The organism is Spiroplasma endosymbiont of Cantharis rufa, assembly GCF_964019665.1.
In the GTDB taxonomy this organism is placed as follows: Bacteria; Bacillota_I; Bacilli_A; order Mycoplasmatales; family Mycoplasmataceae; genus Spiroplasma_A.
In genome coordinates, this window is the sequence record NZ_OZ026459.1 from 151,526 (window position 1) to 171,325 (window position 19,800).

At 25.7% G+C, this 19,800-nt stretch carries 13 protein-coding genes and 8 tRNA genes; all 21 read left to right on the forward strand.

Translation table 4 applies throughout. The features are described from left to right. The first annotated feature begins 256 nt into the window (after positions 1-256). The 21 genes from AACL15_RS00665 (at position 257) to AACL15_RS00765 (ending at position 19,800) form a co-directional block, all read left to right on the forward strand. A complete protein-coding gene (locus AACL15_RS00665; protein WP_339034372.1) occupies positions 257-1,675 on the forward strand; it encodes a hypothetical protein in 1,419 nt (472 codons plus the stop codon). A gap of 98 nt (positions 1,676-1,773) precedes the next feature. Beyond that, positions 1,774-4,527, forward strand: coding sequence for a cation-translocating P-type ATPase (locus AACL15_RS00670; RefSeq protein WP_339034374.1), 2,754 nt, complete (start codon positions 1,774-1,776; stop codon positions 4,525-4,527). 80 nt (positions 4,528-4,607) lie between these two features. After that, the gene (locus tag AACL15_RS00675; RefSeq protein ID WP_339034376.1) at positions 4,608-6,440 is read left to right on the forward strand and encodes an ABC transporter ATP-binding protein; all 1,833 of its coding nucleotides are present in this window, start codon (positions 4,608-4,610) and stop codon (positions 6,438-6,440) included. A gap of 130 nt (positions 6,441-6,570) precedes the next feature. Further along, a tRNA-Asn gene (locus tag AACL15_RS00680) sits at positions 6,571-6,646 on the forward strand. A 7-nt stretch (positions 6,647-6,653) separates the two neighbouring features. After that, positions 6,654-6,729: transfer RNA gene (locus tag AACL15_RS00685), tRNA-Glu, on the forward strand. Between the two features lie 17 nt (positions 6,730-6,746). Beyond that, a tRNA-Val gene (locus AACL15_RS00690) sits at positions 6,747-6,822 on the forward strand. 10 nt (positions 6,823-6,832) lie between these two features. Then, positions 6,833-6,908 (forward strand) — tRNA-Thr (locus tag AACL15_RS00695). A 79-nt stretch (positions 6,909-6,987) separates the two neighbouring features. Next, positions 6,988-7,362 (forward strand): hypothetical protein, encoded by a 375-nt coding sequence (locus tag AACL15_RS00700; RefSeq protein ID WP_339034378.1) that lies wholly within the window; start codon positions 6,988-6,990, stop codon positions 7,360-7,362. A gap of 63 nt (positions 7,363-7,425) precedes the next feature. Beyond that, positions 7,426-7,501 (forward strand) — tRNA-Lys (locus AACL15_RS00705). Between the two features lie 5 nt (positions 7,502-7,506). Then, a tRNA-Leu gene (locus tag AACL15_RS00710) sits at positions 7,507-7,591 on the forward strand. 267 nt (positions 7,592-7,858) lie between these two features. Further along, a complete protein-coding gene (locus tag AACL15_RS00715) occupies positions 7,859-9,304 on the forward strand; it encodes a uracil-xanthine permease family protein (protein WP_339034380.1) in 1,446 nt (481 codons plus the stop codon). 106 nt (positions 9,305-9,410) lie between these two features. After that, on the forward strand, positions 9,411-10,244 hold the full coding sequence (locus AACL15_RS00720) for an HAD-IIB family hydrolase (protein WP_339034382.1): 834 nt from the start codon (positions 9,411-9,413) through the stop codon (positions 10,242-10,244). 12 nt (positions 10,245-10,256) lie between these two features. After that, positions 10,257-10,562 carry a thioredoxin gene (trxA, locus tag AACL15_RS00725; RefSeq protein WP_339034384.1) on the forward strand — a complete coding sequence of 102 codons (306 nt, stop codon included), beginning with the start codon at positions 10,257-10,259 and terminating at the stop codon, positions 10,560-10,562. A 13-nt stretch (positions 10,563-10,575) separates the two neighbouring features. Further along, positions 10,576-11,391 carry an HAD family hydrolase gene (locus AACL15_RS00730; RefSeq protein WP_339034386.1) on the forward strand — a complete coding sequence of 272 codons (816 nt, stop codon included), beginning with the start codon at positions 10,576-10,578 and terminating at the stop codon, positions 11,389-11,391. Between the two features lie 43 nt (positions 11,392-11,434). Beyond that, a complete protein-coding gene (locus AACL15_RS00735; protein ID WP_339034388.1) occupies positions 11,435-13,846 on the forward strand; it encodes a glycoside hydrolase domain-containing protein in 2,412 nt (803 codons plus the stop codon). A gap of 126 nt (positions 13,847-13,972) precedes the next feature. Further along, entirely contained in the window at positions 13,973-14,098 is a 126-nt protein-coding gene (locus AACL15_RS00740; RefSeq protein WP_339029741.1) for a hypothetical protein, read from the forward strand. Positions 14,099-14,155: 57 nt separating this feature from the next. Further along, positions 14,156-15,211 carry a spermidine/putrescine ABC transporter ATP-binding protein gene (gene potA, locus AACL15_RS00745; protein ID WP_339029739.1) on the forward strand — a complete coding sequence of 352 codons (1,056 nt, stop codon included), beginning with the start codon at positions 14,156-14,158 and terminating at the stop codon, positions 15,209-15,211. Beyond that, positions 15,204-16,211 carry a spermidine/putrescine ABC transporter permease gene (potB, locus tag AACL15_RS00750; protein ID WP_339034390.1) on the forward strand — a complete coding sequence of 336 codons (1,008 nt, stop codon included), beginning with the start codon at positions 15,204-15,206 and terminating at the stop codon, positions 16,209-16,211. The genes potA and potB overlap by 8 nt, the downstream gene beginning before the upstream one ends. After that, complete coding sequence (gene potCD / locus AACL15_RS00755; protein ID WP_339034392.1) at positions 16,178-19,309, forward strand: spermidine/putrescine ABC transporter permease/substrate-binding protein; 3,132 nt, start codon at positions 16,178-16,180, stop codon at positions 19,307-19,309. Before potB ends, potCD begins: the two co-directional genes overlap by 34 nt. A 172-nt stretch (positions 19,310-19,481) precedes the next feature. Next, positions 19,482-19,556 (forward strand) — tRNA-Cys (locus tag AACL15_RS00760). A gap of 167 nt (positions 19,557-19,723) precedes the next feature. After that, positions 19,724-19,800 (forward strand) — tRNA-Arg (locus AACL15_RS00765).

The window sequence follows — 19,800 nt, forward strand, 5'->3', positions numbered from 1 at the left end:
TAATTTTTTAATTACAAAAAAAATTTTATTAAGTTACTCAATATTTTTTATATTGCTTTTTGTTATACCTTTAATTTCGTTTGATATATTAAAGTTTAATAAAAAACTAGTGTTGCAAAGTATTGCTAATAAAAAATTATTAACAATATTGCTTAGGTCACTGATTACTACATTAAAATTTTCTTTTTATATCTTTTTTTACTCATGTATATTTTTTATAACAAATTTGTGGTGATTAAATAATAAATTGGACTTTATGGAAATTATTTTATTTCAAACAGCTTTAATCTTAATGCTCACCTTTTTGGTTCATTTAATATGTTATTTAATGTTTACTTATAAAAATATTATTATGCAATTATTTTTAAGCTTTATACTATGCATTAATATAGCTATTTTATTATTTGCTCAATTAACTTTAAGCAATAATGAAGTTGTAAAGTTAAAATATACTAATAGTTTTAATCAAATTGAAGAAAAGCAAATAACAACAGAAGAATTAGTTAATTTTTCATATATGACAAATAATAATTTATATTATGATATTCCATACTTAGAAGCTAATAAATGAAATCAAGAGGAGATATTTAATTTATATAGTGACTTTTTAAAAATCTCATGTGATTCTAAAGTTAATGTATTCATTAAAGAGGAAAAATTAAAAGCAACTTGTGAAGTAAACGAAGAAAAAATAGCAAAGGAAATTGCTTCTAAGGAGGGTGTTAACTTAATTTGGATTAATTCAATTAATAATAAAGAAAGTAGTTTAAAATTTAAATTTATTTTTGATTCAATTTTAGAAGAAAATTGAAGAGATAAATTAGAAATTATTAAATTATCTTTAAAATCTAATTATAAAATTCGCAATGAGCATTTATTAACTTATGATTTTATAAATGGGATTTACTTCACAAATAACGGAATTAATTTCTATGGAGATTCGAAAGAGGAATATGAAACACTAGAAGATTTTTTAAAAATGCTATTCTATTATTATTTAATTAATTATTCAAATAATCCAATAGAGACTGATCCAATAACTAACATTTTATATCTTAGAGTATTTGAGAATTTTTTAAATACATCTATTTTTTCAAAATATGAATTTTGAAATATTTATGATGATTTTTCATGGAATAAGGGTTTTTTAGAAGGAAGTATATTAGAAAGTCATAGAAAATATTATATGTATGATTTTATTGAAGTCTATTTAACTAATTGTTTTTTTCTAAATCTCTTCAATATTAATATGAGATTAGAAAATATTAAAAGCATAAATTCAAATTTAAATAAAATGATTAAAAAAGATTATCTAAATTTTTCTAAAAGCATTGAATATTTATACTACGAGATTTTTCCTAATCAATATAATCTTGATTTGCCAGCAGTTTTAAATTTACAAAATTTATCTTTAAAAAAAATAAATAAAATAAATTTTGAGCAAGATTTAAAAGAAAATATAAAAATTAATGGATTTAAAAAAAGTAGTTATTATTTGGCTTTTATACTTTTTATCATACTTATTTTTCTTATATTTGTATTTATTAAGACATTTACATTGTTTAATCAAAATTATGAGGTTAATATTTTTAGCTCACCAAGAGTTTATAATTATAAAAAAAATAGAGCAAAAACAAAGAAATATTCAAAGTGAAAGGCAAAAACAAGAGGTTAAATTATATAAATATTTAAAAAAAATCTACTTATATTTGACTTATATATTTAAAGTAGTAAGATTTAAATATTGAGATTTTAAAATCTCTGAGGTGCATAATGAATGTAAATGAAAATAATAAAGAGATAGCAGACTCCAAAAATGTCGCTGTAAGCGACGATTGGTATAAACTATCAAATAAAAAAATATGTAGTATATTAGAAACAAATCCGCAAACAGGATTATCAAATTATGAAGCTAAATTAAGATTAGAAAAATATGGTAAAAATAATCTTCCTAAAAGCAAAAAACCTAATTGATTTATAATTTTTTTAAAGAGCTTTTTAGATCCTTTAAGTTTAATAATGATTTTATCTGGTTTAGCTTCTGGTTTAGTATCTGCAATTTCACAAAAAATTGAAACTGTTGATATAACAGGTTTAGTTATTATTGCAATAATTGTTTTAACTAACTCTATTATAGCAACAATACAAGAAGTTAAGTCTCTAAATCAAGTATCTAATTTGAATGAAAATAAACAATTTGCAATTGTTTTAAGAAATTCAAAGAAAATTGAAATCAATATTGAAGAACTTGTACCAGGAGATATTATTTTTGTTAATTCTGGAGGATTTGTTCCAGCAGATACAAGAATCATTGATAATCAATTGCTTAGAATTGATGAGTCAGCTTTAACTGGAGAAAATGAACCTGTTAAAAAGATTTCAGATTCTATTAAAGATAAAAATCTAATGTTAGGAGATCAAAAAAACATAGCTTTTATGTCTACATTGGTTATTGAAGGTAAAATGATGGGTGTTATTTTTGGAACAGGTAAGGAGTCTGAAATTGGAAAAATTGCAAATAAGATTACTTCTCATAAACCTGAAAAAACACCTCTAGAAAAGAAAGTAACTTTATTAACTGCAATTATTGGTTTAACATCAATTATATTAGGATTAATTTTATTTTTAACAGCATGATTTTTAAGAGATTCAATCCATCCTTCTTCGGGAGGAAGAGCAGACATAAAAAATCTTTTATTAGTTGCAGTTTCAGCTGCTATATCTTTAATCCCAGAATCACTGACAATTATTGTAAAAATTTGTTTAATGGTGGCTACTAAAAAAATGGCCAAGAAAAATGTTATTATAAAGAATCCTAAATCAATTGAAACTTTAGGAAATGTTAATGTAATTTGTTCAGATAAAACAGGAACGCTAACTCAAAATAAAATGACAGTTGATAAAATTTTTATTGATTTTTGTGAAAAAGATTTAAAGGATTTTGATAAAACAAAACATAAAGAATTAATAAATTGTATATCATTGTGTAGTGATGCAATTGTAGAAAAAGAAAAAATTGGAAGTGCAACTGAAATAGCAACAATTGAATTTATAAAAAAATTTGATATTGATTATATTAAAATTAGAAAAAATAATGAAAGAATTGATGAAATTCCTTTTGACTCAAAAAGAAAATTAATGACTACTTTAAATTTTGTTGATAAAAAAGAAATAATTTATGTAAAAGGAGCAGTTGATTATCTTTCAAATATTTGTACAAATAAACTTGTAAATGGTAAAGTAACTCCTTTAACAGAGAAAGATAGAAATATTTTAAATGAACAACTTTACAAGTTTGCTAAAAGTGGATTAAGAGTTTTAGGTTTTGCTCAAAAAGAGTATAAAAACTCTAAAGATACTTATGAAAGTAATTTAACTTTTTTAGGCTGTGTGGCAATTATTGACCCACCAAGAGAAGAAGTTAAAAAATCAGTTGAAGAAGCTAAAAAAGGTGGTATTCGTGTAATTATGATTACAGGAGATCACAAAATAACTGCTTTTGAAATAGCATCAAGATTAGGAATTGCAGATGAAATATTTGATGGAGTTTTAACAGGTCAAGATATTAATGAGTTATCTAAAACTGATTTAAAAGAAAGATTGCAAAAAACAAACGTTTTTGCAAGAGTAAATCCCGAACATAAAGCATTAATTGTGGATTTACTTCAAGAAGATAAAAATATTGTTGCCATGACAGGTGATGGTGTTAATGATGCACCAAGTCTAGTTAAAGCTGATGTAGGTATATCAATGGGAATTACAGGTACAGAAGTTGCTAAAAGTGTAAGTGATGTTATCTTAGCAGATGATAATTTTAAAAGTATTATATCTGGAGTTAACTCAGGAAGAAATGTTTATGAAAAAATTAAATATTCAATATCATTTTTACTTGCAGCAAATATTAGTCAGATAATTACACTATTGTTAATACTTGTAATAAATAAAGATATTGCTTTAAACTCAGTTAATATTTTATTTCATATCTTTATCATTGAAACTATTGTTGCAGTTCCTATTGGAATGCAAAAAGAAAGAAAAGGTGTTATGAAGAACCCACCTCCAACAAGTAAGCATGAAAGTTTACTAAAAGGAATTTGAGTTCAAATGTTTATAACCACATTTTTTAATACCTTATTTGCTGTTTTAAATTATCAAATTGCAGTTTGATGATTTGGTTATGGTAGTGAAAGTTCATTAGCATTTGGTAAGACAGGAGTTTATATAGCAATTATGTATTCACCAATATTTTACTCAATACTATATAATAATTTTTTCTTACCAATTAAATCAACAAAAAACATTAGTGATGTTGATAAATATCGACCAAATAAATGATTATTAATTTTAATGGGAGTAGCTTTTGTTGTGACAAGCTTAACTTTAATTCCTGTAGGGATAATTAATGACTTTTTTGATTTCACAACAATAGGATTAAATCCAATATTGGCAATGATATTTTTTGTAAATTCTTTATTACCTACAATATTTATTTATTTTACATATAAATTAGTTTTTAAATGAATTTAGGTTGATAAGAAAAGTTTATAGTATTCTTTTTACTATATAATAAGAGTTGTATTTAATATAAAGAAGGAAAAAATGAAATTATGGAAGATTTTGAATTACAAGTTGGTGGAGGTAAGTTTGTTAAAACTTTAGTCTACTACTTTATACAAGAATGAAAATTATCATTAGTAATGTTAGCTCATTGTATAATTATTGTTATATTAGCTTTACTTTTACCAATACTAACATTTCAGATGACAGGAGCTATAGGATTAAAAAATGATCCGGAAAAAGTAGTTCAAGGAACAAATATTATTACAAAAATATGAACTGAAGATTGATTGCTATTAGTATATATTTCTATAGCAGTTGTTCTTATATATTGTGTCTTTTCTTATGTATATGATTATTTAGCATTTATATTAGGAAGAAGAATAGAAATTAGTTTAAGAAATAGGTGTTTAGAAAACTTAGTAAGACAAGATATTTCTTATTACTCAGATAAAAAAATTGGAGAAATATTAACAAAAATTGTTTCTGATACTCAAATAGTAGGAGATCAAGCTGTTCAAGTACCATTGCAATTTGGACTATCTTTTTTCGAAATTATTGGTGCAGCAATTTTAATGTATATATTAAGTTGACAATTAGCAACAGTTACTGTAATTACTTTTGCATTAATAATGGCTTTAATGATGATTTGTTTCTTTGCAACAAGAAAAAAAGTAATTAAAGTAAGAGAAAGTATTACAGAAATAAATGGTAATGTAACTGATAGAATTGCAACTGTAAGATTAATTAAATCAAGTGGAACAGAAAATTATGAAACAGAAAGATTTAAAGAAGTTCACAAAGATTTCTATAAAAAATCAAAAAAAGTTGGTACAAGACTCGCACTTATGTTGACAATTATGTGAGGTGGAATATTTGTGCTTCAATTTTCAACAGTTGTAAGTGCTATGCTAATTTATGGTAATGCTGATAGAAATGTCTCAAAAGAGTTCTTTGGAACTACATTTGCATCATATAATTTAGCTCAAGGCCTAATGATAGGACCCTTATTTAATATAATGGCAGCACTATTTGGACTAGCTCAAGCATCTGTTGCATCACAAAGAGTTGATGATACTATCCATGCTAAATCAATTATGAATTCTCATTACTTTGATGGTGAGATTGTTAAGGAAGTTAAAGGCGATATTCAATTTAAAGATTTAGAATTTGAATATCCAGAAAAACCAGGTAAAGTTATTTTACCTAAATTTAGTTTTACTTTTGAAGAAGGAAAATCTTATGCTTTTGTTGGTGAAACTGGAAGTGGTAAGTCAACAATAGCAAAATTACTTTTAAGATTTTATGACCCCTCAAAAGGTAAAATTCTTATTAATGGTAAAACAAATTTAAAAGATGTAAATTTAGCAAGTTATTTAAGACATGTTGGATATGTAGAACAGGATCCTCAAATCCTTTATGGTGATGTATTTGAAAATGTAAAGTATGGTTCATTTGATGCAACAGATGAAGAAGTAATTGAAGCATGTAAAAAAGCAGAATTACATGAGTTGGTTATGACTTGACCAGGAGGCTATGAAACTATTTTAGGAGAGCGTGGTTTCTTATTAAGTGGTGGTCAAAAACAAAGATTAATTATTGCAAGAATGTTCTTAAAAAATCCACAAGTTTTAATTCTTGATGAAGCAACTTCTGCACTGGATAATATTGTAGAAAAAGAGATTCAAGCAAAATTGGACTTATTGATGAAGGGCAGAACAACTGTTACTATTGCACATAGATTGAGCACTATAAAAAATGCTAATGAAATCATTGTTTTAGGTGGCAATGGAGCTGGGATAGTTCAAAGAGGTAAATTTAATGAGCTAAGAGATCAACCAGGACATTTCCAAAAACTTTATAAGGCAGGATTAATTGAATAATATTAAAAACAAATAAGACTATTTGTTTTTTTATTTTTATAAAAAAAGCATTTTTTTATAAAAATTTAATAAAAAAGATTGATTTTAATAATATTAATATGCTATTATGAATAGGTAGAAATCTATCTATGGCTTTTTAGCTCAGTTGGTAGAGCAACCGGCTGTTAACCGGTTGGTCGCAGGTTCGAGTCCTGCAAAAGCCGCCATTTTAATGGCCTGTTGGTGAAGCGGTTAACACACACGGTTTTCATCCGTGCACACACGGGTTCAAACCCCGTACAGGCTACCATTTTTATATTTTTCTTTGGAGTGTTAGCTCAGTTGGGAGAGCTCCTGCCTTACAAGCAGGCGGTCGGCGGTTCGAGCCCGTCACACTCCACCATTTTTTTTATGCTGATGTGGCTCAATTGGCAGAGCAACTGACTTGTAATCAGTAGGTTGTAGGTTCAAGTCCTATCATCAGCACCATAAGGAAAATATCATCAACCATATTTGGTTGTTTTTTTATTCTGAAATATATGTATTATATTATTAGAGGAGCAAATGCATGAAAAAAAGCTTATCTTTAATTATTTATACTTTTTTGGCAATGTTTCTTTTAAATCAAATATTGGTAATCAGTTTTATTAAAAATATCTATTATAAACTTAATGATAAAAATTTAGATGATATAGTTTATATAATGGTCATTTTATCAATAGTATTTTTATTAATAATTGGTTGTATTGCTTTAGTATTTATTATTAGGAATACAATTAAATCCACTTTTGTGGGATCAATTATATTAATAATTTTGGGAAGTATATTATTCTTTACTATTATTTCTTTTACTTGAATATTTGGAATAATAAATATTATTTGTGGTCTGGGTTTTATTATCCCTGGTTCAATACATTTAAAAACAACAAGAGAATACTTATAATTTTTACATTTAATTATTTGATTAAAACAAAAAAAATGTTATTATAAATTTGTTATTTTAATCGTCTCGTTAGCTCAGTCGGTAGAGCAACTGGCTTTTAACCAGTGGGTCATAAGTTCAAGTCTTATACGGGACACCATTCATCCGGAATTGGCGGAATTGGCAGACGCACCAGACTTAGGATCTGGCGTGGTAACACGTGGGGGTTCAAGTCCCTTATTCCGGACCATAAAGAATTTTAAATCACTTGCCAGTGATTTTTTTATTTTTAATTTAAATATTGCAATTTCTATTTATATTGTGTATATTCTTTTTTAAGAAAAGTTTGAGGAATTTATGGAAAATTTTAGTTCGAAAATAAAAAATAAAAAATTAAAATTTAGAGATTTTTATATTTCTCAATCTTTTCAATTTTCTAAATTATTTATATTTAATTAATCAACCATTTTAATGGTTGATTTTTTTTGTAAATATTTTGGTTTAAAAGGAGAATAATATGGAAAAAATTAAAAAAATTGATTTGGTTTTAGAACCCAATCAGAGACCAAAAAATATTGGACAGTGGACTGTACTATCGCTTCAACATGTATTTGCAATGTTTGGAGCTACAGTATTGGTTCCAATTATTATAAATAGTTTGTCTGAAAAGGGAGAAGTTATAAATATATCAATGGCTTTGTTTTGTTCGGGAGTTGGAACTTTAATTTATATTGCGCTCACAATGGCAAAAGTACCAATATATTTGGGAAGTAGTTTTGCTTATATGACTGTTTTAGGAGTAGGTTGAAATGAATGAGGGAACTCAATTTTCATAGCTATATTTGTTGTAGGAATGATTTATATATTCATGGGATTTTTAATTCATTGAACTGGTGTTCAATGAATTAAAAAGGCTTTTTCTCCAATAGTTGTTGGACCAATAATAATAACAATTGGTCTTAGTGCTGTTCCTAGTGCTTTAGAAAATATTGGTTTTGTTGCAAAAAATAATGCTTGAGGAAACTATCCTCAATGACTGGCAATTTTAATTGGAGTCTTAACTTTTCTTGTAGCTGCTATTTCTATGTTAAAGGCAAAAAGTTTTGTTAAAGTTATTCCAATACTTATAGCTTTAAGCATTGGCTATCTTGTTTGTATAATTTTACATTTTTCTCTTGCTAAAACTAACTGAACAATCTTGAATACACAAGATATCTCGAATCCAAGTAATTGAGAGTGATACCCAAGTTTTAAAAAAATATGAGATGTAAATCCAAATACAATTGGACCAGCTTTAGTTGCCATTGTGCCAATTTCATTGGTTACAATGGTTGAACACTTAGGAGATCATATAAATATTGGAACAATGACAGGAAGAGATTTTATTAAAAATCCTGGAATAAGTAGAACCTTAATGGCTGATGGAGTGGCTATGAGTTTTGCAGGACTAATAGGAGGGCCTGCAAATGCAACCTATGCAGAAAATACAAGTGTTGTTGGTTTGACAAAGGTGGCAAGTGTTTGAGTAACTGGCTTAGCTGCAATATTTGCAATACTAATGAGTTTTATTGCTCCTATTAATGAGGTAATAAAAATGATTCCAGTTCCTGTGATGGGTGGAATTAGTTTGATGCTATTTGGAATGATTGCTTCAAATGGTATAAAAATTATGATTGATGCAAAAGTTGATCTTAAAGATGCTAAAAACTTAGTTGTGATATCAGTTATTCTTGCAATAGGAATTGGAATGTCAATTATGAAAGAAGATATTATAATTGGTTCATTCCATATTACAGGCTTATTTTTAGCAACATTCTCTGGAGTAATTTTAAACCTTTTACTTCCAAAACATGACAATGCGGGAATTTTAACAATATTTCATGGGTTAAAAATAAGGAAAAAAAAGGAAAATGTGAAAAATATTGAATTAAAAGAAAAAAAGGTTAAAAAATCAAATAAATAGATATAAAAATTAGGAAATGATTCAAATTAAATGAATCATTTTTTAATTGATTTCATAAACTAATATATTTGATTTATAATCATTATTGATAAATCGAGGTGATATTATGGAATTAAAAGAAAATGTTCTTATTTTTTCAGATTTAGATGGTAGTGCTTTGGCAAGTACACATGAATTTAGTAAATTAACAAAAGAAGTTGTAAAAAAAGTTTATGAAAAAAACTACTATTTTATACCAGTAACTGCAAGATGCACAAAAGATACTTTTGAACAACAATCTATATACTTAGAACTGGACAAGTTTGGTGGAATTGCTGCAGCAAATAATGGAACCCATATATATGATTTCAAAAAGAAGAATTGAATAAAAAAAGAATATATTTCTAAGGAAACTTTAAAGCAAATCTTTAATATAACTTATGGCAAAATTGGAAAGTATAAAGTTCACTTTATTAGTGATGACGCATATTTTGTTTATGGACCAGGTGAAAATTCAATATATTGATCAGAAATTATGAAAATTGATTATAAAGTAATTGACTCTTTTGAAGAAATTGATAAGGAAATTAATCATATTACAGTAGTTTTGGAGAAAGAACCATCTCAAGAAAGTATTGAATTATTTTATAAAAATTTTGCTATTATAAGTAATGAACTTGATATAATCAAATATACAGATAGAGTTTATGAATTGGCAATTAAAGGAATTCATAAAGGATCTGTAGTTAAAGATGTACTAAGCTATTTGGGTTTAGATAAATCAAATACAACAACATTTGGATTTGGTGATAGTTTTAACGATTTTGAATTAGCTGAACAAGTTGACAATTTTATAGCAATGGAAAATGGATTAAAAGAACTAAAAGAAAAAGCTGTATTTGTCACTAAGACAAATGATGAAAATGGAGTAGCAGAGTATATAATTAAGAATATATTATAAGGAGAGAAAAATATGGCAGTTAAAGTAATAGAAACAGTGGAAGAATTTAATCAAGAAATATCAAAAGAAGCAACAGTAGTTGACTTTTATGCAGAATGATGTGGACCATGTAAAATGTTTGCACCAATTTTTGATTTAACATCAAACGAAGAAGATAAAGTAAATTTTATTAAAGTTGATACGGATAAATTAAAGGAAGTAGCATTAAAATATAATGTGATGTCAATTCCAACTATTATTATGTTTAAAAATGGTGAAGTTATTAAGCAAAATAGTGGTTTTATGCCAAAAGATATATTAAAACAATTTATTAAATAGGGGGCATAGGAAATTGATAAAGTTAATAGCACTTGATATTGATGGAACTTTAGTAAAAAGAAGAAATTTAGTATCGAAAACAAATATTAAGGCCATTAAAGAGGCAAGAAAAAAGGGAATAAAAATTTGTATTGCCACAGGTAGAAATATATCAAGAGCTAAAAACATTGCAAAAGCAATTGGTCTTGATTCAGCTCAAGAATTTTTAATAAGTTTAAATGGTGGAGCTACTTTTAAATACAATGAAAAAGCTGAACCAATTATGGTTGAAGAGCATTTATTTGAGTTAGAAGATTTTAAATACATTTATGATGTTGCTAAGGAAAATAAATTAAGCTGTTTTAGTTATGCAAAAGATCCAAATATTGCATATGTATTAAAAAAAGATTTATTTACATATGTATTAAAAAAATTTTCTCACAGAAAACTTATTAGATATAATCGTGATACAGTAAAAGATACTTCATATAAAATTGTTGTATATGGAAAACCAAGTGGTATCTCTGATCTTAAAGAAAAATTAAAAGATAAGGAATTTGAGATGTTTTCATGGAGTTATGTCCCACACTCATCTAATGTTGAAATTAATCCAAAAGGTGTAGATAAATTATACTCACTTCAAAATGTAGCAAAATCTTATGGTATAAAAGCAGAAGAAATAATGTATTTTGGTGACAGTGATAATGACCAAAGAGCAATCGAATGAGTAGGTCAAGGAATTGCAATGGGAAACTCAAAAAAACACTTAAAAGAACTTGCTTCAAATTCAACAAAAACAAATAAAAAACATGGTGTGGGTTACTGAATTCAAAAAACAGTGTTAGTTTAAAAAACAAAAAGGGATAATAATTTTATTTCAATAAGGAGATAAAATGAAAACAAAACCAAAGATTATAATAATGCTTTTAATGAGTCTAATATTCATAACTTCAATAGTTACGGCAATGACATTTATTATCTTAAAAAATAATGAAAAAATTATTATTAATAATAAGCAATTAGCTGTTTGACAAAGTGGGCCTTTAAATAAAGAAGATAAGAGAGAGTTAGAAAACTCTAATGAATTATCTTATTTTTTTGGTGAAACAGAGTTCAATTATGCTACTTATAAAAAAAATAATAGTAAATATAATTTTTATGGAGATGAAGCAAATGTTAAAAGAACAAAAATTTATAATAATAAAATAAAGCTTTGAAAAAATGATATTGTTGAAGAACAAATTATTTTATTTAAAAATATTAATGTCGATATTGTAAAAAATATTAATGTTGAAATTTTAAATGATAATGAAGATATCAATGTTTCAGCTCATTTTGTTAACCCAATTAAAAATAATAATACTACAATTGCAAATAATGATTTAATTCCCCTGGGAGAGTTTTATACATTTGATCAAGTATCTAATGAAAATAGTCTTGATAAAATGCCTTTGAGTTTTCAACCAGTATTAATTAGATATATTAGCAATGATAAAGCTGCCGAAGGTTTGTTAAAAATTAAAATTAGCTATAGTATTAATAATATTCAAAAAGAAATTATTATTGATAAAGAATATAAAATTAATGATAATTTACAGTATCAAACTTCAGATTTTGGCTCTAGTGCAATGTTTTTCCCAAATACTTCTTCAAAATTTATTTTAAAAAATTTAAATGAAGTAGTTACAAAAAGAAAAATTGATTATAGCGAAGAGGCTAATATAGATTTTGATGATTATGAAACTTTAAAAAAAATAATTAAAAGTGAAAATCCTTTATTACCAAAGGATTCTGAGGTATATAAAATAGAGCAAAAAGATGAATTTATAAGAGTTTGATTAAAATCAAAAAGTTATAAATATGTTACAACTACAGGTGAACAAATTGATTATATAAATATTGACTTTTATAAAGAGAACAATTTAGAAAAATTAGGGTTATTAGCTACTGAATCTAAAGCAACAAAAATTATTGGAAATTATGATTATGCAATAATAGATGATATTACTAGAACTCTTCCAAAGTATTTGGATGTCAATCCTTTAATTACAAGAGATAATATTTTGGGCAGAAAAATAAAAGAAATGTCTCAAAAATCAAACTATGAAAGTATTTCAGTACCCAATTTTGGTTTGGGTAATTTTATCAAGTATGTTTTTACTCCTAATGATGGAGAGAAAAATATTATAAATGAATTCATGGGTGATAATCTAGAAGAGATATTTATGGAAACTAATAACAAAGGTGTTTGAAAATTAGATTTTAAGGTTTTTGATAGATATGTTAAATTTTTAAAGGATGGTGGAGTTAAAAATATCTTAATACCTATTGGTTCAAGAGGTTCTTCTAATATGTTCAATTTCTTTGTTAAAGATTCTGATCAAAGAGCTTATCAGGTTTCTGCAAATAGTTTATATGTAAATAATAAAGGTGAAATAACTGAAGATGGAGTTGCAATAATAAATCAAATGATTCCGCTACTGCGTGATCAACTTGCAATTCATGCAAGTAAAAATAGTGATATTTATAAAGATATAAATATCTATTATTCATATGATGAATTTTCAGCAGAAGTAAATAATTTATCAATAGATATTTTTAAAGAGATAAATGATACATATAAAAATTTTTGAAAAAGTCATTTATATGGTGGTTGAGAATTTAAATTAGAATCAGAGGATTTTGAGGGACTTGAAAAAGGTTTAGATGTTTATGATTATGTTACTTTACAACAAAGAGAATTTATTTATGAGTTTAGTAAAAGCAAAGAAAAACTAGATGATTTAATTAAATATTTTAATAAGAGAAACTATCAGAATAAAAAAACTCATATATATTCTTCATGAAATAATTATCCAGCTACTTATTTAAATAGTAATGGATATGAAATGCTATGAGCTATGTTATTTTCAAGTAAACTTGGAGCTGATGGTTATGATAGATATCAAGTAGATGGTTATAAAAATGATATTTCATTAGATGGTGAGGTTTTAGATGCTTCAAGAGAGCCCGGAGATTCGTTCTATATTTATCCTGGAGATGGTAATGAAATGCTAGATAGTCTAAGATATACTAACATGGTTAAAGGTATTAACCTCGTAAATAAGGCTAAAGTTATTCTAAATGATAATTATAACTATAATGATTATAAAGATATACTTCAGTTCGTTACAGATGATGAAAATAGATATATTAGTGAAAAATGAAATTTAAATTATTATGACTATAATAAGAATTTTTCAAGTAAAAGTTTATCAGGTCAAGCAACTTATATAAATTGATTAATTAAAAACTATAAATTATAAAAATAATTATGTTTACTTAAATTAGATTTTACTAATAAAATCTTTTTTTAGTTTTCTTTGAAGTTTATAAAAAAATTGACATTATTATATATATAATAATGTTATAAAAATTAAAGGAGAATTACTATGAAATTACAAGCAATAATAAATATTAACCAGTACTTAATTTCTGAATGATTTAATGTAGTAATTACTCGTGTAGAATGATTTGAAAAAGTCTTAGAGACTGAAATGCTCCTCCTGATTGCGTAATTAGTTTTAATAAATTACGCGTTAAAAATTTAATATTTTTTTAAAAGGAGACATATTATGAACAACAATAATATTTTAGAGATTAGAAATCTTACTAAAAGTTATGATGGAAAAGTTGTTTTAAAAGGTGTTAGTTTTAATATTAAAGAAGGAGAGTTTATAACTCTTTTAGGACCATCTGGGTGTGGTAAGACAACTACTTTGAATATCATTGGGGGAAGAGAAAAACAAGACTCTGGTGATTTATTATTTGAAGGAAAAGATCTAACTCCAATTCCAAGTAATAAAAGACAAATAAACACAATTTTTCAAAATTACGCACTTTTCCCTCATTATGATGTTTATGATAATATTGCTTATGGATTAAGAGTTAAAAGAGTTAAAGAAGATTTGATAACTAAAGAAGTAATGCAATATATCAAAAAATTTTCATTAGAAGGTATGGAAAATAAAAGGGTTCATGAATTAAGTGGTGGTCAAAAGCAACGTGTTGCAATTGCTAGAGCACTTATTTTGAAACCAAAAATTCTGCTTTTGGATGAACCTATGTCAGCTCTTGACGTTCAATTAAGAAAAAGAATGCAAGATGAATTAAAAGAGCTTCAAGAAGAAATTGGAATAACATTTATTTTAGTTACCCATGATCAAGAAGAAGCATTAACTTTAAGCGACAGAATAGTTGTTATGAATGACGGAGCAATTCAACAAATTGGTTCTCCAGAAGAAATTTATAATGAACCAGAAAATAACTGAGTTGCTAATTTTATTGGTGTATCAAATGTTATTGAAGATGGGGAATTTATAAAAGATTTAAAAGTTAAATTTGATGGTAAAGAATTTGAATGTACTGATAAAGGTTTTGGAGAAAATGAAAAAAATATTGATATTGTTTTAAGACCTGAGGACTTAAAAATTCAAAAACCAGACAAAGGATTCTTTAATGGTATAGTTGAAAATATTATATTTAAAGGTGTCCATTATGAAATAACTATTAAAACAAAAAATAGAAGTTATATTGTACACACAACTGAATTTCATGATTTTGATAAAGAAGTTTCTATTAAATGAAATCCTGATGATTTACATATTATGTGAAAAGAGATAGATGAATAATTTAAATAACGAAAAAGACATTATAGATGAAAAAAATAGTGTCGAAGTAGAAAAAGAATTAGATGATATTGAAAATATAGAATCTGAAGGAACAGAAATAGAAACAGAAATACCAAAAATCAAATTAAAAGAAAAAATTCAGGAATTTAAAATTGTAAAAGGAATCAAATCAAAAGTTTGACCAATAATGTTGCCATTTATGGTTGTAATGGGATTTTTAGTTGTGCTTCCATTATTAGGAATAATTATTTTCTCAATAATTGAAGCAACTGGTAATAGTATTAAGTTTAAACTTGATTTCTCAAACTTTGTTAAACTTTTAACATCAGGATCAATTTTATATGTCTTATTTTTATCGTTAATGTATGCATTTATAGCAAGTATTATATGTGTCGCTTGTGCTTATCCAATAGCTTTAATAATGGCTCAATTAAAAAATAAATTACTAGCAAAAAATGTATGAGTACTTGTTACATTACCAATTTGAATAAGTATGATATTAAAAATTCTTGGATTACGAAGTTTATTTTTAGTGATCTCACCGAGTTTTTTGGGAACACCAATAGCAGTTATTATTGGAATGGTTTATATGTTTTTACCATTTGCCATATCACCAATTTATAATGCAATTGAGAATCAAGATAGAAACTATTATTTGGCTGCTTTGGACTTAAAAGCAAGTAAGTCAAAAGCATTTTGACATACAACTTTTAGACAATCATTACCAGGTGTTTTTGCTGGATTTACATTAGTATTAATTCAAGCTGCCACATCACTTTTAATTGTTAGATATATGGGTGATGGAAAAATAAATTTAATTACTTCAATTATTGAAAACTATTTCTTTAGAGGAACTGACTTCACTTTTGGAGCAACAATAGCAATTGCATTGGCTTTACTTTTATTTGCAATAATGGGAATTATGAAATTAATTTCAAATAAATTTGAAGTTAGGGGGTCAAAAAAATGAAAAAATTCATCAAATCAAGTTACTTCTTAATAATGATGTCATTTATTTATGTACCAATTGCAGTTATGATTATATTTTCATTTAACTCTGGTAGTAGTGTTACAAGCTGAAGTGGATTTAGTTTGGAATGATATAGTGCTTTAGTTAATAACTCTCCATTTATGAAATCAATAACTGTATCATTATTTGTAGCAATGGTTTCTACAATAATGTCACTATTAATTGGTATGATGGCTGTTGTAGGATTAACAAAAATTAAAAAGAGATCAGCAGATAATTGAGTAAGGATAGCAAATATACCTTTGGTAAATGCTGATGTTATTACTGCAGTAGGATTAATGTTATTATTTGTTCTTGCAGGATTAAAATTTGGAATTGTTACTTTAATTGCAGCGCACATCTCTTTTAATGTGCCTTATGTAATTATTACAGTTCTTCCGTTTATGAACAGAATTGATAAAAACATTCTTGAAGCTTCTAAAGATCTTGGTGGAAATCAAAGACAAACTTTTTATAAAGTTGTTCTTCCAATTTTAACACCTTGTATTATTACAGCAGCAGCAATTTGTTTTGCAATGAGTTTTGATGATTTTATTATTTCTTACTTTACTGGTGGAGGACAAACTAACGTATCAACTTTTATTTATACTGCTAAAAGAATGCAACCCTATATAAATGCTTTTGGAACTTTATTGGTAGCTTCAATTGTAATTATAGTTTTAATTTGAAATATAATTCAAATTGCTTTACAGAAATCAAAAGATGTAAAAGCTCAAATCAAAAAAGGTGAATATAAAATAAAAGTGATAAGTAGAATGGAAAGTGAAATTAAGTATCTTCAAAGTTGTCTCTCAACTGGAACTAGAACACAAAAGACTAAAAATTTAAAACTTTTGGCTAAATTTAAATTACTTAAAATTCAATTTAAGTTATTAAATAGTAAAAATAACAATAAAAAAATTAGTAAATTAGAGTGAAAAAAAGAGTTAATTTCATCAGAAATTAAAACAGAAAAAAGATATTTTACAATATTCAAAAAGTTAAATATTAAGAAATCACAAATTGAATTAAAAATTAAAAAAATGACAAATGAGAAAAAAATAAGAAAATTTGAACAAGTTTTAAGTAAATTAGAAAGAAAGATTTATAAGTATGAAAAAGAAATTGAATGAATTAATGAAAGAAATCAAAATGACAAAGAAAAGGCTTTGGAAATTGGTCAACAAGTAATTGATTTAAAAGAAGAGTTGGCAAATTTAGAGTATCCAAACTCAAAAGAAATTTCTTGATACAATAAAAAAATAAAAGAACTTTCTATTAAAAGAGACAGTTTACTTGAGGGAAGAAATCAATATAAACTAAGAATGACTATTGAAAAGTTAGCTTTATTACAAAAAGAAAATGAAGAAAAATCAATAAAAAAATATAATCAATTAAAATTAATTAAAGAAAAAGTATTTAGAAAAATCTCACTTGTGGATTCTATAGATAAGCAAATTAATTTATTAAATAAAGATGATCAAAGTTACTCATCTAAGTTAACTGAATTACAAAAAATTAGAGAAGAAAAACTTAAAGAAGCAACTAAATCAATTAATTCTAAGTTAGATTTAAAAGAGGAAAAATTAGAAAAAATTAATAATTATGTCAAAGCTAAAAAAGATAAGTATTTTCCTGATGTATTAGAAGAAACTTATGTTCCTAAGTCAAATAGATGAATTAAAAGAAACTGAAAACAACTTACTATGGGTTCAGCTCTGTTAATTTCATTTTCATTATTAACAACAGCATATGTAATGAATAATATTTATGATTTAGTAATTGGAAATTGAGGAAGTTATATAGATGTTAATTTAATTACTAAGTTTGAAAAAGAAACAGGATATAGAGTTAACTATCAACAATATGATTCAAATGAGTCTCTGTATAATAAAACATACACATTTAACTATGACATAATGGTGCCAAGTGATTACATGGTTGAAAAATTAGCTACAGAAGGTGCTTTACAAAAAATTAATTGAGATAAAGTTGAAACAATTGAAAATCCAATTGAAAATCTTAGTTCTAAAGTTTGCAATGATGCTTTGTTTCAAGAAGATGAATTAGAGAAGGAAGTATTACACTATAATTGTAATATTTTAGATGCTCATGAAAATCATAAATTCAAAGATGCTGATGATATTTCTTCTAACTTATTAGATTATTCAATTCCTTGATTTTGAGGAGATGTTAGAATTGTATTTAATTTAGGGGATATGGTGAATGATCAATTTAAGGAAAATACAAAATTAGTAAATTTCTTAAAGGAACAAAATATATTCACAGAACAAACAAATCAAAAAAGCATGTTTTATGAAATTGATCCTAATAAATTATCATGGGATATTTTATGAAAAGGAGCAGAAGCTGGATTTAATCTTGCATTAAATGAAGACCCTAAAAATGTATTTATGTATGGTTTTGAAAAGCTATATGGAAATGTCGAAGCAAAAGATGGTCTTACAGTTAACAATGTAGCATTAAATAAACAGCAACAAATTGATGATGTCTCAAATGAAATCAAAAATCTTGTAAGTTATAGAAATGTAGGATTGTATGGAGATCAACTTCAAGATAAAGTTCATGATAAGGATTTTGATATTGCAGTAATGTATAATGGAGATTTAATTTATGCAACTCAAGAAGACTATGAAAGTGAAGTGGAAGAAGATAACTTAGTAGTTAATCGAGAAGAGGTACAATCAAATAATTTTGACTTCACAATAATATCAGAAGTACCTAGAAAAGATTTAACACATAAAAATATTAAAATTTTAGATAAAGAGGTTAGAAAAGAATCAACAAATCTATGAAGTGATAATCTTGTTATTTCAAGTGGAAATAGAGATTTAGAAGCAACTTATGCTTTTATAAACTTTATTTATAGTAGAGATTCTCAAGAGGCTCTTGTTGATGAAACTGGAATGCCTACTGGATTTCAAGAGATATTGGAATATGGAATGGCAAAAGGCGATGAATGAGAGAAATGATTTACGCCTCAAGAAGGAGACTCATTTAGTTTTGATGAAAAACTTGATAATTACTTAGTTGATAAATTCAATCAGATAATTTCAACTAAACACTAATTAAGTGTAAAAAATATGCATATTAAAGCATATTTTTTTATATTAAAATTATTAAATTAATTTGTAATTTAAAAAGATTTTTAAACATAATCTTTTAACCTAATATTTTTTAGAATCAAAGGTATTATATTTGTAATTTCTTTATTTTTTTTAGTATAATCATTTAGGTAATGGTACCATAGCCAAGAGGCTAAGGCATGGGACTGCAACTCCCTGATCGTCGGTTCGACTCCGACTGGTACCTCCATTATTGAAATAAAGGAGTTTAAATACTTCTTTTTATTTTATTTATTTTTTGTAAAAAGACACAAATTATCTTTTTATTTGCTATAATAAATATTGTCAATTTTATGCAAAGTTGATAAAAAACTTACAAATTGTAATATAATATTTTTGGTTATTTTCGCACAAAATGCGCCCTTAGATCAATTGGATAGATCGTTTGACTACGGATCAAAAGGTTAGGGGTTCGAGTCCCTTAGGGCGCGCCA